This is a genomic window from uncultured Arthrobacter sp., from assembly GCF_947495145.1.
Taxonomy (GTDB): domain Bacteria; phylum Actinomycetota; class Actinomycetes; order Actinomycetales; family Micrococcaceae; genus Arthrobacter_D.
Genome location: NZ_CANLXP010000014.1, coordinates 1 through 15,446 on the forward strand (window position 1 = coordinate 1; position 15,446 = coordinate 15,446).

A 15,446-nucleotide genomic window follows, 5' to 3' on the forward strand; every position below is an offset into this window, starting at 1 on the left:
TCGATCACGGTTTCCCAGCGTTGGGCCAGGACCCGGAGGACGTCTTCGTCGGATTCGATGGCCTGGCGGACCAGGTGTTCTTCCATGGTCTCCAGCTGTGGGCGGGTTGCCACGGTGCAGACGCGGTGCACGGCATTACGGATGATTGTCGCGGCCCGGCTGCTGATCTCTCCGGCTGCGGTGGCTTCGGCCAGGACCGTCAGCGCGGCCTCGAGGGCGGCCCCCGGTCCGGGGACCTCCGGTAGAACGTCGTGTCCCAGCCGTAGCCGACGGTTCGCCTCGGTGCGGCTGATACCGATTCTCGCTCGCAGGTACTCTGCGGTGTTCTTGTAAGGGTCGCCGGTGTCTGTTGTTGCGAGCTGGTGGTCCTCGGCGGCACGGGCAACCAGGGTTTGAAGATGGTCGATGACGTTGGAGAGTTGCTCGGCCTCGACCAGGATCGCTGCGACTTCCTCGACACCCAGCGTGAGGTAGCCCGCTTCGAACTGCTGCACAAAGGCCAACAGGTCCGATCGCATACCGGCCAGGAGGGACGGATCCTCCGTGGGGTGTTCGAGCAGTGCGACGGCCATACCCAAATTTTATCGAACACGTATACGAAAAACCATCGAACCCCGCCAATGTGGAGGACCAGTGAACCACCACTTATCCACAGGTGCCGGCGCGGATGGTGCCCACCCGAATGGTGCCTCAAACAGCGCAAGTGCACGGCACAGACAGCACAAACGCGCGGGAAAGTTAACCCAGCGCCCGCTCCAACACAAAGTCGGTCTCGACGTTCCTCCCAAGCTGGAACGTTTTCGCCCCAACACGGGTAAACCCGTGCTTCTCATAGAAGCGGACCGCCCGGGCGTTGCGGTCGTTCGTTCCCAGCCAGATTCCCTCTGCCCCATTTCCCTGTGCTGCGATTTCCAACGACGCTTCCATCAGGCGCGACGACGAACCCTGCCCATGGTGCGACGGGTGCACATAGAACTTACTCAGCTCGATCGTCGGAAAAATCGAGAGAGATGACCGCACCTGTTCATCCTTCGGCAACCCTTTCACCAGCATGCTCCAGGCGAGCAAATGGCCGTCTTCCCGCAGGCACAGCAGGATCTTGTCGGGGTCGGCAATGTGCTGCATGAACCGCTCCTCGGAGAGCTCCGTCGCGATGAAATGTGCGATGTCGTCCGGGTGCGACGTCGGCGGGCAGGCGAGCGGGAAGGTGATAGCAGCCAGGATGGCGAGGGGGCCGGCGTCGTTCGCGGTGGCATGGTCGATAACAACGGTCACGGAGTCAGAGTAGCGCCGATCGCCGCCGGTGCCGACATGTTGCGAGCTGGCTTAGGATCGCAGTACTGACCTCTTTCCGACTCCCGAAGGCTTTCATGCACGTCTTTTCCCGAAGCACGCACGCTGTCCGTGCGCCTTCCCGGCGTCCGCTTGGCTTCGTGGTGCTGGCGGTCTTGTTGGCAGCGCTGATTCCGCTGGCGCTTTTCGGACTGTCCGACGACGGCGGCACCGCGAATCTCGTCAGCTGGACCCTGCCGCTGGTGCGCGTGCTGGTGCACCTCACGAGCCTGGTGACGATAGCTGTGCTGTGCGTCGGAGTGCTTTTACCTACTGACGACGACCGTACTGACGACGGCGGCTCGGAGTACCTCGCATCGTTGGCCGTGCGGCTCGGCCGGCGGGGGAGCATGGCGGGGCTTGCCGCCGTCGTCGTCTGTGGGGTGTTCCTGCTATGGACGTACTTTGAAGTTCTCGGCAAGGGTCCGCTGCAGGGCGCCGGGTTCGAGGATTTCGGGACGTTCCTCGATCAGCTCGCCTCAGGACGGGCGCTGATCGCGCAGATCGGCTTCCTTCTTGCGAGTGCGGTCATGGCGTGGTTCGCCCGGACCTCCACCGCGTTGAAGATGGCGTTGTTCCTGGCGGTCGCTGGCACCACAACCCTGGCGCTCGGCGGTCACGCCGCCTCCGAGTCGGGGCACGGCGTGGCGATGTTCAGCATGACCGGACACATTGGAGCGGCTTCCCTGTGGGTCGGCGGGCTTGCGGGTCTGGGCTGGTTGGCACTCACCGTCCCCGAGGCGCTGCACGCTGCGGCCCGGCGATTCAGCAGGCTTGCACTGATCTGCGCCGCGGTGGTGACTGTTAGTGGTGTGGTCAGCGCAGTGGTGCGGGTGCCGGAGCTGACGGCGCTGCCCGGTTCCCTGTACGGACTCGTGCTGCTGCTGAAGGTGATCACGCTGGTAGCACTGATCGGGTTCGGGGTGCTGCACCGTCGTCGGCTGCTGGAGGGAAGTTCCTTCAGCCGGGTGGACTTCGCCAGACTGGCCGGCGGCGAACTGGTGGTCATGGGCGTCGCGTACGGTTTGGCGGTTGCGCTGGTGGGGCTTGAGCCGCCGGTGCTCGTCTGACCAACTTCCCGCCCCTGACTTCCTGCCCCTAACTTCCTGCCCCCATCTTTCCGTCGCCGGCTTGTCCGGATCAGGGCGCAGTTGCATGACCGAGGATGTGCGCGACCGGCGGCGCGAGTGGTTGGACGGAAAAGCCGAACCGCTCGCCGTCCTCAATCCGGAATCCGGCGGCGATGATCGACTGCAGGGTGTCCCGATTGGGATGGCACCCTCCCGCAGCCCGCTGCCAGAGGGGTGTCAGCAGATCTTCGAGGGCAGCGAGCGGTTTTCGGTGCGAGCGGACATGCTCGTAAAAGGCGAGGATCCCGCCCGGCCGCAGGACCCTGCGTGCCTCGGCCAAGGCCACTAACTGGTCCGAAACGCTGCAGAGGACAAGGCTGGCAACTACCGCGTCGGAGCTGCTGTCCTCGGCCGGGATTCTCTCCGCCGTTCCCGTAACAACCCGGACAGGAACTGAAGCGGAAGCCACCCGTGCTTGCGCAAGGGACCTGAGGAAATCATCCGGTTCAACGGCCAGAACCTCGGTAACCGTGGGCGGGTAGTGGGCGAAGTTCGATCCGTCGCCGGCGCCGATCTCCACCACGCTGCCGGTCAGGCTCTTAAGGAGCGAGCCGCGATGTTCGGCCGCGCCCCTGCGGTTCATTTCTCCGACGGCCCTCGCGTAGGCACGGGCAAACCGGGGGTGCTGCAGTTCGGCGGGCCCGGACAAGGGATCAGGAACGGTCATGAAATCAGCCCTTCGCCTGTGTTCACCCGGCCCTGTCGCCGGGGTCAGTCCCACTCTGGAGGCGCCTCGCTGCGCCGTCAAGGACCGGCCGGGCCGCCGTCGTCGGGCTGGCGGGTTTCACACCCGAAACGAAAGTCAGAGCTCCGGCACACAGGGTCCGGCGCCGAGTGTCGCGAGACCGGCGAGGTCTCCGTCGGCGAGGGTAGTGCGGCCGTTGTTTTCCTCGTGCATGAGCTGGTTGGGGTTGTCGACATGATCGAGGCCGAGCACATGCCCCAGTTCATGAATGACGATCGCTTTGACGTGGTCGCGGCCGCCGTCGAACTCGAGAATCTGGGTCATTGCCGGAGCATCGAGCATCACCTGACCCGCCACCAGGACAACGGGCTTGTCCGGTCGTTGAGCTATTTCGCTGCCACCGAGTCCTGCTGTGGGGCCCGCGAGGTCGGGGACTTCTTCCGGGCTGCTCCAGGTGATCAGGACGGGTGCCCAGCGCTCGCCGTAGAGCGCAGGCTGGTAAGGGTCACGATCCTCCGGGCTCGGTGCCTCTGCGCTTGGTCCGTCAAAGACGAAGGTGAGTCCTGTCGCTGCGGCCACCTCGGCGACGGCTTCCTGGACGATCCCGTCCGTACCCGCCGGAGCAAAGTCCGGCCTGACCACGTAGTGAATCGGGCGGCACGGATCGTAGGCGACGAAATCCTGCTTCAGGCCGGGATAGTCGAACAGCGTGTAGTTGCTTGAGCCGGTTGACGGCGGCGGTGTGCCCAGCGGCGCATCCGCTGCCTCAACGCCGCGCGGCGGCACGTTGGACCAGGGCAGATGCGGCAACACATCGGGGAAGATCTCGCGCTCAAAGACCGAGGGCGAGAGGTAAAGCGCAATGACAAGCGCGATGAGCGCCCCGGTGCGGACCCGCAGTTTTGAAGCGGAAGAACGTCTGGAAGCGGAAGAGCGTCTGGAAGCCGCGAAACGTCGACGACGACGGCGCGGCCCTCTGTCTGTCCGCTTCCCGCCGGTAACAGCTGCGTAAGCGCGAAGCTGTTCGTTGAGCGCTTCTTCCAGCGCCCATTGCGGGACGCGTCCTGAGCTCGATCGCCGCAATCCTGACGACGACGGCGGCACGTCGTCCTTTCGGGACCACTCGCGGTCCAATACCCCCATGGTTGTTCAGCTCGTCCTCTCGCGCAGCAGTCCTCGCACAAGCTTCCCTGACTTCCTGGCGCTGGGAAGCCCATTTGCGTCAATCCTGCTGAAAAGTTTCGCGACCGGATAGCGCCGGTTATTCGCCGGGCGCTGAATAGCTAGCCACCCGCACTGCAGCACTCGTAGCGTTGCGTCCAAGAAACCCAACGAGAAGGAGCGGTTATGTCACGCGTTGCAATCATCGGAGGCCACGGAAAGGTGGCTCTGCACCTGTCCCGGATTCTGTCCGGCGCCGGTCATGAGGTGAGTTCGATCATCCGCAACCCGGATCAGTCGGCGGACGTTGAGGAGACCGGAGCAAAGCCGGTCATCGCTGACGTGACGCAGTTGGCGGTCGGTGAGCTGGCCGACGTCGTGCGTGGGCATGACGCGGTGGTGTGGTCTGCTGGTGCCGGCGGCGGCAGCCCCGAAGCTACGTACGCAATCGACCGGGATGCGGCGATCCGTTCGATGGATGCTGCGAAGGAAGCCGGCGTGGACCGGTACGTGATGGTTTCCTACATCGGTGCCCGGAAGGATCATGGCGTTCCCGAGGACAACGGGTTCTTCCATTACGCCGAGGCGAAGGCTGCCGCGGACGAATACCTGCGCGGAACCGACCTGGCGTGGACCATCCTCGGTCCTGGCGCCCTCACGACCGATCCGGGCCAGGGAACGATCGAGGTGTCGAGCGAGCCGCAGCAGGATTCAGTGGCCCGTGAGGACGTGGCGCAGGTCGCGGCAGCTGTGCTGAGCAATCCCGGCACAGTCGGGAAGTTCATCCAGTTCAACAGTGGCGAGACGCCGATCGCGGAGGCACTCGAGGTGGTGTAGCGGCTTCCTCTAAAAGCAATGCCCCCGTACTGGTTCAGTGCGGGGGCATTTGCTTCGCTTCAACAGCTTCGTTTCAACGTCCGAGGAACCGGTCCTTGTAGCGGCGGTAACGGCGGCGAAGCAGGCTGACCAGACTCGCATCACTGATCGCTGCCTCGAGGTTCCCAATGCGGTCATTCAGGTGTTCGATTCGATCCTCCAGATAGTTCTTGCGCTGATGGAGGTGGTCGTACTCCCGCTGGTTATACGAGGTGAGGTAAAGCAGCGCGCCCATTCCCTGCGCGGCAACGTACTCGCGCAGGTGACGCTCCCTGACCTCAAGATCCAGACGGATGTGTTCATCCTGCTGGGCAACGCTGTTTGCCAGGTCGCCGGCGGCTTCACGCCGGCGGTTCCAGTAGGCCAGCGGAGTTCCGTCGATGAATCCCATGCGATGGTGCTGGAGGAAGCGCAGATAGAACTCCCAGTCGCCCACCACTGAGAGCGACTCGTCGAAATACCCGACGTTCTCGTGCACCGATCGCCGATAGAGCACCGAGATCGGTACACATCGGTTGTTCCGGAGCATGTCGAATAGCGTTACCGACCGCATTTGCGGCCAGAAGATCTCGCGGTCCAACTCGTTGATCTGCTCCCCGCGTATCTCCTCCCAGACAATCTCGGTCCGAACCGCCACACCGCCATCTTCGCCGTCTTCCAGGTGGCGAACGGTTCGGTCGAGAAACTCGGGGTGCCATTCGTCATCGTCATCATGGATCGCGATGAATTGGGACGCACTGGCCTGGATGCCGGCATTGGACGCGGCTTCCATGCCTTTCGACTGCGGGTGGTGCAGCACGCTGGCACGGCCGGCTAATGCCGACGCGTGGCGTTCGAGGAGCTGCTCCATATCACGGGTTTCCCCGCCGTCGTTCACGATGAGGAGAACCCACTCCTCGTATGTTTGACGGAGCACATCTTGAAGTGCTCGTTCCAGCAGCAAGGGACGATTCTTCGTGCGCATGATGATGGCGACCGTTGCGGAAGGCCGGGGTGTCATAACTTATTGCCCTTTGACTCGGGAACGAAGCGAAGCTACTGCGCTTACCGCTCGGAAGCTGCGCGATGCGAACCAGCCCTGCAATTCATCTTTAGCGTTTTCTGCGTCCCGGCGGGCAAGGTCGAGTTCTCCTGCGAGGTGTTCCCGCACTACACGAAGTTCTTCCACCTCTGCGCTCAGAGGTAGAAAGGTGGACGCTGCGGCCGCTGCGCGATCGATCCATGGTTCTTTGGCCGGCCACTTCGCCACCTCAGTGAGAGGCGAAGTGGAAAGCGTTTCTCCCTTGAGCGCTCGCACCACCTGATCCCACCAGCCGTCGAACTCTCTGCGCCGTTGGGCTTTAGCGGCTTTACAGTGGGCGCTGATTCTTTCGCGATTGACCCAAACCTCCTGCAGCGCCGGTTCGACAGTGCCATCCACCAGTGAAGGCAGCGGGAGGACGAAGTCTTCCAGACCCCACTGCGCCAGTGCGCCCCCCAGACGAGTGCTGCTGTAACTGTCGACCGCCACCGCGACGACTGGCGTGGCTCCGTTCATCGCGAAAATCACCGGGTGGTAGCGGGAGGTGAGGACCAGTGCCGCCTGGGCAGTGATTTCGGCGGTGCGCCGGGCCGATTGGATGGGCATCAGGTACTTCTGGTCGCCATCCATGGCCGTCACAATGTCCCGGTGCGTTGCCTCGTCGCCGTCATTTGCCCCGGGGGTGCTCATGTGCGGCAGGAAAACCAGCGGTAGCTCTGTGATTTGCTCGGCATGGGTGAGGAAAGTCGCCACCGAGCGAACGTAGTTCTCGTAGGCGGTGGAGTTTCTAACGCAGCCACTCGGAGCGGCGAAGGTAACCGCCGCATAATGTTGGGGGAGCTCGCCGGCTGGTTCGGGTTCCTCGGCCGGCTTCTCTGAGGCTCGAGTTGCGAAGAAGGCTGCGTCGTCGAGGCATTCGCCAACTGTCGCTGAACTGTCCAGGTCGTTGGCCAGTTGAACGGTGGAAGCCTCTCGCCCACCAATCAGCGATGCCTCGCCGAGCATCTGTGTGGCTGTCGCCCGATCGTCTCCGTGAAGGGCAGGACCGAGAGTCTGACCGCCGAGAACTACGGGTTTCCCCAGGGCCCTGGCGATGCTAATGGCCGCCGCACGTTCATAGAGCAACCAACCATAGATCGAGTTCATGTTGCCGCCGCCTGCGATCAGCAGGGCATCGCATGACTTGATCGCCTCAACAAACTCCCACACCTGGTCGGTGGGCGGCAGCTCGAAGTCATCTCCGTTCAGCACGGCACGGATACGCCGAAGGTAGTCACGCCTGTCATTCGGCGGCCAGGGGAACTGCAGGGTGGGAGCGGCGTCAACTCTGGAGTAGCGGGCATGAGTGTCTTCGACGTCCCGAGTGAAAAGCAGGACATCGTCGATGCCCCGGGAACGCAACTCCTCAACCGCCGCATGGGCCATGGCTTCGTCACCTACGTGGTAGACGGGCTGGCCAATGTCTCCCAGGACAGCAACTCTCATTCAATTCCTCGATTTCGTTACTGGAAGTCTGCACTTATGGCCCAGTCGCCCGGCCAGAGTTCACCCTGATGCTGGCTTTTGGAGAAGGGCTTGCCGCACCCAGTGTGCCGAACTTCTCACAACTGTACAAAGCTGCTACTTGCCGAGCTCGGGATTCCAGGTCTCACACGCCCGCAAGGTCTGCGCCAGTTCCTTACCGCCGCCCTGAGCGATCAGGTCCGAGTCACCCACGATGATCAGCAGACTCCGCGCCCGCGACATCCCGACATAGAGCTGCTCGGCTGCCCGCTCCGGGTTCTTGAAACCGTCCACGCAAAGGATGACAACTGATCGCTCGAGTCCTTTGAAGCCGAGTACATGGCCATAGAATTCGGCCTCCTTCGCATGGAACTCGTTCCAGTACTCGAGGGTGGTGCCGCCTTCATGGTGCTGCAGGTGAATGGGGTGCCGGTGGTTGGTGGTCAACAGTGCAATCTGGTTCGCCGGCCAGCCCTCGTCGATCAACGCGTCCACGCAATCCGAGGCGCGGTCCAAGGCCTCGCCGGTAGTGCAGTCCACCCGCCGCACCGGCATCCCCGTGTTCCCGCGCGGCGTGAAGTGCTTCCCGGCCAGCGGTTTGAAGGTCAGGGCGATGCGGCGAGTGTTGCGAAGATTGTCGTCCACATGGATGGGTATCAGGCCGGCGAGCGGTCCATTGGTAAAGTCCGCGGTTCCGCCGCTGCGGTGGTAGACATCCTGCCGGTCGTCCATGAAGGCGTAGATCTCGCTGGACCCCGGATCCTTGAGGCACTGGAACAGCGCCTCCCACCAGAGCGGAGCGAAGTCCTGTGCTTCATCCACCACCACCGCGTCAAACTTCTGCTCGGTCGAAAGGTGAGCGGCTTTCTCCTTGAGAAGTTGAGGCATCTCCTCGTCGAAATAGGACTGCCCTTCTCCGTCCGGCACCCCGAGGGACCGTACATATTCGTGAAACTCGCCCGTAAACGCCGGTTGCCTCTGCCGCCAGGAGCCGACCTTGTTCCGCAGGTGCATTCCCAGGCCCTTGTTGTAACAAAAGACCCCAACCCGTTTGCCTGACTTGCAGAGCTCTCGCGCCTTGGCGAGGGCAAGCCACGTCTTGCCGCTGCCGGCACCGCCCGTGAAACGGATCCGCGCGATATCCCGGGTAGCGGTCAGCAGGGTGTCCTGCCGCTCGGTCAACTGGTCCTGCAGGTCCTCACTTTCAGCTGTACTGGAGATATCGCTGGGCAGGGAGTCGAAGGTTCCTTCCAGCTTCCGCACAATCCGTGCCAGGTACGACGCCGCCAACGGAGTTGCGCCGCTGGCTTCCGTCTCGATCGCGTGCCGGATCCTCTCTGCCGCCGCCGGCAGGTCCTCCCGATCAAGAATCAGGGACCGGGGAGCTCCACTGAGCGTCCAGTCGGCGGGAACGGGGGTGTAGGGAAGGCACGCCATGTAGGCGAAGCGGCTGGTGAGTGGGGACCCCAATTGCTCACCGATCCAGTCCTGGAACGCGTGTTTGGAGCCTTGGGATTGCACCAATGGGTTCTGAATCGGACGTTTCCCGGATCGGTCCGACTGGTACCACTGGCCCTTATCCACACTGAGCAGTCCGCCCTTGACCTCGATGGCTGCCATGCCGACACCGGGCCACAGGACGAGCAGGTCGATCTCGTGTTCCGAGCTGCCGTAGCGAACCTGAACCGAGTGCGCCAGCACCACGCCGTCCGGCAACGCTGCCTTCAATACCTGCCAGACGGCCCGCTCTGCCGCCTGACCGTCATCAAAAACGGGCTTCTCTGGAATGCACTTCACGGCGAGGTCAGCCAATTTTGTATACCTTGCCGAGGGCAGGCAGATGGATCAGGGTCTCGATGACCGGCTTTCCGGTGACATTGAGAAGAGCCTGACGGTAGGTTTCCATCTGCCCGAGGTTCTCCTTGCGGATGTGTTCCGCCGGATCATCGCCGGGGTAGCTTTTGTGGTCGATCAGGACGAAGCCATCTGGCAATTCAATGAGTAGGTCGATCCAGCCTTCCATGTACTGGTTCTGCGCAGTGCGCCACGAGATGGGAACCTCCCGAAGTACTGATGCTCCCGGATACACCGACGCGAGATACTCCGCGATCCGGTCACCCGCGGTGAGAAGCAGTTCGACGCCGATGAGATCGCCTACCTGCCACCGGTCAAGAATTTCTTTGGCAACACCGAGCTGCCCGGCTCGATCGAGCGCCGTGTACTCAGTGCCGAGATACGCGTGAATGGCCGACCCTACGGCCGCCCAACGTTCGTCTCCGCGGGTGGCGAGCGGATCACCGAGGTGCGCGTGCTCGTAGATGCGGACGTTGGCTCCGTCCGTAGTTGTCTGGGCGCTCGCCTTGATCCGCGCGGGCGGATGGGCACCGATCAAAGGGGCGCTAGCGGCGTCGTCGTACTGGATGGAGGAGGTGGAGCCAGCACGCTCAGGTGCGTCCTCTGCTACGTAGGTCTGCACGTACGCGGGCAGTTCGTTGCCGTTCACCGTGATCCGGCCGTCGTGTTCCTCGCCCGACCACTTGATCAGACCGGAAATGCCCAGGTCATTCAATCCAAGCGGCGAGCTGCCCTTTGCGGTGAGGACGGTGGTGTTGATGGATCGGGTCATCCCCACATACATGAGGCGGGCTGCATTTCGGCGTTCGCGGGCCTCATTGGCCATAAGGACGTCGCTGGATTTCGCCGCGGCGTCCAGCGGTGATCCCTTGTACGGGAAGGGAGAGGGCCAAAAGCGGATCCAGCGGCCGGCAAGGGGCTGATCAAGGTCGAATTCGCCGTCGGACTCAACCGCCACACCGAAGGCGCGAGCACCCACTTCGCGGTCGAGGCTTTCCATGATGACCACCGGCCACTCGAGCCCTTTTGCCTTGTGATAGGTCATTACATTGACGACGTCGTCACCCGAGTTGTCAGATGCAACCGCCTCCGATTCGGACAGGAACTGCAGTGCGCCACGCAGTGTCGCTGGCGCCTTCAGCGCTTTCGCGGCCTCGTAGTAGTTGTTGAACTCGGCGCGTACGGCGTCGAGGTTCCGCAGTCGCGTTTCGGGCGCCGACCAGGTTTTCAGCAGCCCGGGCAGGCCGACCAGACTGACGACTTCCTCGAACACCTCTGTGGGCGTCGAAGCGATCGCGCGCTCGCTCAGCTCCGTGAGTGTTGTACAGAGCGGATCGGCGGCCCATCGCCCGAGAGTTTCAGCAGGCTCGGGCGAGGCAAGTAACTCCTGCTGCCAGTTTTCGTGTGCCCCGTGGCGCGGGTGCAGGGCGACAAGCTCGCTAAGCGCGATGGTGTCTCGCGCATCGGCCACGAAAGCCAGCGCGGCCCGCGCCAGCTGCACCTCACGGGAACTCAGCAGCGGCTGACTGTTGAGCGTTGCCCGGATACCGAGAGCGGACAGCGCTGCTGCCACTGCCTGCGCTTCCTTGTTGGTGCGCGTGAGCACGGCGATCTCTTTCGGGGCCAGCGTCGGACGCCGACGCAGCAGGTCGGTGACACCGATAGCGGTTGCCGCAAGCCGCTCTTCGTCCTTCCCTGCTGTCCGGCTCCACGCTTCGACAGACCCGCCAGTGCAGTGGCCACGGGCGTCCGGCAACCGGAGCTCCACGGACTCGCGGCTCATCCCAACGGCTCCAAAGAGCGGGATGAAGGTTGCATTGGACAGGTCGAGAGGCACCTGCTCGGACCTCCAGGAGCTGCTCAGCATCTCCCGCTGGGTCACCTTGGAGACCACCGCATCCATCAGTTCCGGATCGGTTCCTCGGAACTCGTAGATGGCCTGCTTGGGGTCGCCCACCCAGACGGCTTGATCGACGAGCCTGCTGAGCTGCAGAAACAGCTCGAGCTGGAGGGGGCTGGTGTCCTGGAACTCATCGACCACAAGGAACTGCACCCGCTGCGAGAAAGACTGCCGGAACGCCTCATTCTCACGGACGAGTTTGAGGGCCAGTGTTTCCTGGTCCACGAAGTCCATCAGCCCGAGAGTGTGTTTGAAAAGCTCGAACGCTTCGAGGCATTCAGCAGCGCAGGCGTAGATGAGCCGAATGAACTGCTCAATATCGTCGTGGAACGCAGGATTACTCAGCAACTCCTCCTGGAACGCAGCGATGGGCTGCTCAAAGATGGATTTAATGAGTTTCGACGAGACGGCTGGAACGGCCCCACGCCACTGCTCCCAGGAGATGTCCTCCACCGCGCCCATGGAGGTGATCCGGTGGACGACCTTGGGCCAGTTCTCCGCAAAGTTCTTCGCGGCAAGGTTGACGGCCTTACCGGCAGGATCGACGCCATCGCGCACCACAGCCTGAAGCGTCGGTAGCGCCTGACGGAGACCGTCGAGCCAGGCTTCCCTCCCGTCATACGTTCCCCGCTCCTCCAACACGCTCTGGTAACCCTCCCAGGAACGTTCGGCACAGACGGCAAGGTCGCGCGGGGCAAGCAGGTTGTTGCGTGCCGCATCGCAGACGCCGCGGACAATTCCCAGCCATTCGCCGTCATCAGCCAGGCTCATTCTCCGCGCGATCGGCAGGATCCGCTCTGAGTAATCAGCAAGCACTTCGTCGGTAGCGAGTCGGAAAATACCGTCCTGCTCACCCTCCGCGATCGCTTCGAGCGCAGGGGACAACCCGGCGTCAATTGCGTATTCGGTGAGGAGCCTGCTGCAGACGCTGTTGACGGTGCCGATGAGACTCGTGGACAGTTGCTGAGCTGCTTCCTTGAGCTTCAGGGGATCCGGCGCGACGGGACTGTGAGCGCTGGAACCCTGATCGCCGGAGCCCTTATCGTCCGACAGCCCGTGTTCACTCGGCACACCCTGGTCGTCCAACAGCCGCAGCGCTATGCGTTCCTTGAGTTCACCGGCTGCTTTCTTGGTGAAGGTGGTTGCCATGATGGCAGCGGCAGGCGTGCCGCCGGCGATGCGGTCGGCGATGACGTTGGTCAGCGCATGCGTCTTCCCGGTACCGGCACTTGCCGAAATCATGAGTACGTTGCTGAGGGTGTTCATGAGAAATCGCCCGCTAATCCGCAGAGCCTGCTGAAGTGGCAGAACCGGCAGGGCGGCTTGCCATAGAAACGCCCGTCCGCAGCTGCCTGGGCCTCACCGGTTTCCCCGCCGGCCGCCTCACGGGCTGCGTCCACCAGCGGCGTTGCCGTGACACGGCCATGAACTACTTCCGAGACAGAAAAGGTCGCCGCTTTCACTGCGGTATCCCACAGTGCGTTCGGTCCTTCCGCTTCTGTCACGGTTCCACCCAGGCCAGCATGGGTGGACGCGAAGGTGCCCTGCTTGAGCAGGTAATAGGCGGCCGGCCCGTTTTCGCCGGCTGGCCCGCCTTCGCCGACATACTCGCCGGCATCCTCAGAGAGCGCCCACTGGTACAGCGCCAGCTGAAGGGCCTTTCCTTCGCGCACCTCCTCCAGACGGTACTTGTCCCGGTTGCTCCATTTCAGGTCGATGACGGCGGGCCTGCCTTCGCCGTCGATGCCTGCGACGTCGATGGAGCCTCTTACCGGAACCGCCACCTGCTTGCCGTCCACGGTGAGTTCAAGTGTCTTCTCGAACGGCTTCTCAACATCCTGGATGATGATGCCGGCAGCGCTCACCCAGGTGAAGAACTTCATCACGTTTGAGGACAGCACAGCGCGCAGGTTTTTCAGCCTCGCGCTCTGCCCCGGCAGGAGAAGTTGTGACGCGAGGTGCGGCAGGAGTTCGTCAATTTTCCGGTCTATTTCCTCGGGCGTGGGGACGACGCGGAGCTGGGCTGAGAGATCGTGATGCAGTTCCTCGACCAGCTTGTGCGCGAAGATCCCGATCATGGTGTTGCCGCTCGGTGCGCTGTCGGCGTCCGCCGGCCGCAGCCGCATTTTCTTGTCCAGCACCCAGGCCAGGGAACATCCGAGCAGATTGCCGAGCTGGCTAAAGGACAGCGCGTCAGGGGTGAAATCTGCCCGCGGCTCCAGCTCGAACTCAAGGGGCGGCGGTGCTACGGGGAGGCGATCGACCGGTGTTACCTGCGCGGACCGCCCTGCCAGGGCCCAGACATTGCTCTGAACCGGTTGCGCAGGTGCAATGGTGCGGTCGCTGATCTGATCCCGCAGCGACCGCCCCGAATCCGTTGCCGGTTGCGCGGCGACCAGCGCCTCAAGCAGAGGGTTATTCTCGGTGGGCTCGCCTTCCTGCTGCGCAGTCTGAACGATCAGCAAGTTCCGGCAACGCCGCGAGGAAGCGACTGACTGGGTGATCTGAAGCATCGCGAGGCTCTCGGGCGACGGCAGGTGAACGCCGACTGACTTCAGTGCCTCAACGTCTGATTTGTCCCAGCGACGGGTTCGGGGCGCAGTCGCATCGTGGAATCCCCACCACAGGACATCATCCACAGGATCCATCAGCTCGGTCAGGTGTCCAAGCCGCAGCCAGTCGGAGGCTTCACTAGCCGCGAGCGGATTGGTGGTTTCAGCGACTACCGACGAAATGATGCGCCGCAGGTCTGTGCGGCACACCCGCGGCAGGTCGGAAATCAGGGCCGTCAGTGTCTGCAGCTGCGCGTAGGTGGAAGCCAACTCGGGGCGACGATGAGTAATCTTGTTGAGCCTCTTCGCGAGCCACTCGGCCTTGGCGGCCATCTGCGCACCGCTGACGCCGTCGTGTTCGATCAGGAGATCGCGGGAGAACAGGCTGTCGAGCTCGGACGCCGTCTCAGCGTCGAGATCGGGTAGCTCTGCAATCGCCTCCAGTGCGGTATTCCATGCCGCCCCGCCGGTTCCCGGCTCCGCCTTCAGCGCCTTGAGCAGCTCACGTCCGGCCGCGCGTCGGACGGGGGAGACGGGCAGCGAGAGGAACTCGCTGAGCAACTGCACATTCGCCGGACCCCAGATGATCTCCATGAAGAGCGGGATGATCTGGTCCTGTGCACGCCAGCGGGACCTGGCGCCAATGCCCACCCTGGGCAACCCGCGTGCGTGGAGGTAGTGGTCCAGAATGCTGGTCTGGGAGGAAACGACGACGGCGGTGCTCGTCTCATTAACCGCACCGCCCATACTGCCGCCAGCGCCCAACCACCGGGCGGCGTGCTCAGCGGCTTCCCATTCCGTTTCCGCCTGCAGAACGGTGATGCTGGGCAGCGGCGCCGCGTTGGGCTCCGGCTCGTAGATATCAACGCCGCGCACCTCGAGCTTTCCGAGGATTTCCTGCCAGATCGCGGGAAAGGAAGACCGGGGGTGCTGCAGCGCAATGGCTGAGATTCCAAGCGGAAGGGGCGTGTCCAGGGCGGCCGGAAGACCGGCTACGTCATCAGCGAGTGCCGGTGAAAGCGGAAGTTCGACTGCCTCAGCCGCAGCCAGGGTCTGCAACAGATTGGAGGAGCTATCGGCGGGAAGACGGCCGTCCCAACCGTTGGCTACCAGATCATCCCGCGCGTAAAGGAGGTCCTGCGCGGTTGACCATGGGTCTACGGCAAAGGAGGTCGAAAACCACGCGGATAAATTGTCCAGTGCGCGCAAACGTGCGACGTACTGGTTCACGCGTACAAGGTGCGTAACTTCAGGCCGCGTGATGCCGAGCCTGGTCTGCAGCAGCGCCACAAAGCCGAGGCGGCCGAGCCGGACGGTGTTCAGGCCACCGGACCGAAAAGACCACGGCGCGCGGTCGAGAAACCAACCGAATTCAACCCTCATGATTGCCCCGCTCCCCGTGCCCGCCGTCGCGGAATTGTGCTGCCTGAGC

General features: G+C 63.1%; 11 protein-coding genes. 2 read left to right on the forward strand and 9 right to left on the reverse strand.

The annotated features are described in order from the left end of the window. On the reverse strand, nucleotides 1-572 hold a 572-nt coding region (locus tag Q0877_RS11280), incomplete at its 3' end, for a DUF222 domain-containing protein (protein WP_299167832.1). A 166-nt stretch (nucleotides 573-738) separates the two neighbouring features. After that, a complete protein-coding gene (locus Q0877_RS11285; RefSeq protein ID WP_299167834.1) occupies nucleotides 739-1,275 on the reverse strand; it encodes an N-acetyltransferase in 537 nt (178 codons plus the stop codon). Nucleotides 1,276-1,370: 95 nt separating this feature from the next. Between Q0877_RS11285 and Q0877_RS11290 the strand changes: the two genes are divergently transcribed. Next, nucleotides 1,371-2,402: a copper resistance D family protein gene (locus Q0877_RS11290; RefSeq protein WP_299167836.1), complete on the forward strand. Its 1,032-nt coding sequence runs from the start codon at nucleotides 1,371-1,373 to the stop codon at nucleotides 2,400-2,402. A 70-nt stretch (nucleotides 2,403-2,472) separates the two neighbouring features. On the opposite strand, the gene Q0877_RS11295 is transcribed toward Q0877_RS11290, so the two are convergent. Together Q0877_RS11295 and Q0877_RS11300 are read right to left on the reverse strand one after the other, a co-directional pair. Beyond that, nucleotides 2,473-3,129, reverse strand: coding sequence for a class I SAM-dependent methyltransferase (locus Q0877_RS11295; protein ID WP_299167838.1), 657 nt, complete (start codon nucleotides 3,127-3,129; stop codon nucleotides 2,473-2,475). 135 nt (nucleotides 3,130-3,264) lie between these two features. Beyond that, nucleotides 3,265-4,290, reverse strand: coding sequence for a matrixin family metalloprotease (locus Q0877_RS11300; RefSeq protein WP_299167839.1), 1,026 nt, complete (start codon nucleotides 4,288-4,290; stop codon nucleotides 3,265-3,267). Nucleotides 4,291-4,494: 204 nt separating this feature from the next. Between Q0877_RS11300 and Q0877_RS11305 the strand changes: the two genes are divergently transcribed. Next, nucleotides 4,495-5,145, forward strand: a complete 651-nt coding sequence (locus Q0877_RS11305; RefSeq protein WP_299167841.1) for an SDR family oxidoreductase — start codon at nucleotides 4,495-4,497, stop codon at nucleotides 5,143-5,145. 73 nt (nucleotides 5,146-5,218) lie between these two features. Here Q0877_RS11305 and Q0877_RS11310 read toward each other — a convergent pair whose 3' ends face one another. The 5 genes from Q0877_RS11310 to Q0877_RS11330 all read right to left on the reverse strand — a co-directional run bounded on the left by Q0877_RS11310 (nucleotide 5,219) and on the right by Q0877_RS11330 (nucleotide 15,397). After that, complete coding sequence (locus tag Q0877_RS11310; protein WP_299167843.1) at nucleotides 5,219-6,184, reverse strand: glycosyltransferase family 2 protein; 966 nt, start codon at nucleotides 6,182-6,184, stop codon at nucleotides 5,219-5,221. Between the two features lie 3 nt (nucleotides 6,185-6,187). Then, nucleotides 6,188-7,690 (reverse strand): polysaccharide pyruvyl transferase family protein, encoded by a 1,503-nt coding sequence (locus tag Q0877_RS11315; RefSeq protein WP_299167846.1) that lies wholly within the window; start codon nucleotides 7,688-7,690, stop codon nucleotides 6,188-6,190. A 135-nt stretch (nucleotides 7,691-7,825) separates the two neighbouring features. Further along, on the reverse strand, nucleotides 7,826-9,520 hold the full coding sequence (locus Q0877_RS11320; RefSeq protein WP_299167848.1) for a nuclease-related domain-containing DEAD/DEAH box helicase: 1,695 nt from the start codon (nucleotides 9,518-9,520) through the stop codon (nucleotides 7,826-7,828). Further along, the gene (locus tag Q0877_RS11325) at nucleotides 9,513-12,728 is read right to left on the reverse strand and encodes an exodeoxyribonuclease V subunit beta (RefSeq protein ID WP_299167850.1); all 3,216 of its coding nucleotides are present in this window, start codon (nucleotides 12,726-12,728) and stop codon (nucleotides 9,513-9,515) included. Before Q0877_RS11325 ends, Q0877_RS11320 begins: the two co-directional genes overlap by 8 nt. Next, the gene (locus tag Q0877_RS11330; RefSeq protein ID WP_299167852.1) at nucleotides 12,725-15,397 is read right to left on the reverse strand and encodes a PD-(D/E)XK nuclease family protein; all 2,673 of its coding nucleotides are present in this window, start codon (nucleotides 15,395-15,397) and stop codon (nucleotides 12,725-12,727) included. Before Q0877_RS11330 ends, Q0877_RS11325 begins: the two co-directional genes overlap by 4 nt. Between the last annotated feature and the right edge of the window lie 49 nt (nucleotides 15,398-15,446).

Excerpts from the sequence above, each read along its gene's own strand:
- Q0877_RS11290 (WP_299167836.1), top strand. The coding sequence starts at position 1,371 with ATGCACGTCTTTTCCCGAAGCACGCACGCTGTCCGTGCGCCTTCCCGG.
- Q0877_RS11295 (WP_299167838.1), bottom strand. The coding sequence starts at position 3,129 with ATGACCGTTCCTGATCCCTTGTCCGGGCCCGCCGAACTGCAGCACCCC.
- Q0877_RS11300 (WP_299167839.1), bottom strand. The coding sequence starts at position 4,290 with ATGGGGGTATTGGACCGCGAGTGGTCCCGAAAGGACGACGTGCCGCCG.
- Q0877_RS11305 (WP_299167841.1), top strand. The coding sequence starts at position 4,495 with ATGTCACGCGTTGCAATCATCGGAGGCCACGGAAAGGTGGCTCTGCAC.
- Q0877_RS11310 (WP_299167843.1), bottom strand. The coding sequence starts at position 6,184 with ATGACACCCCGGCCTTCCGCAACGGTCGCCATCATCATGCGCACGAAG.
- Q0877_RS11315 (WP_299167846.1), bottom strand. The coding sequence starts at position 7,690 with ATGAGAGTTGCTGTCCTGGGAGACATTGGCCAGCCCGTCTACCACGTA.
- Q0877_RS11325 (WP_299167850.1), bottom strand. The coding sequence starts at position 12,728 with ATGAACACCCTCAGCAACGTACTCATGATTTCGGCAAGTGCCGGTACC.
- Q0877_RS11330 (WP_299167852.1), bottom strand. The coding sequence starts at position 15,397 with ATGAGGGTTGAATTCGGTTGGTTTCTCGACCGCGCGCCGTGGTCTTTT.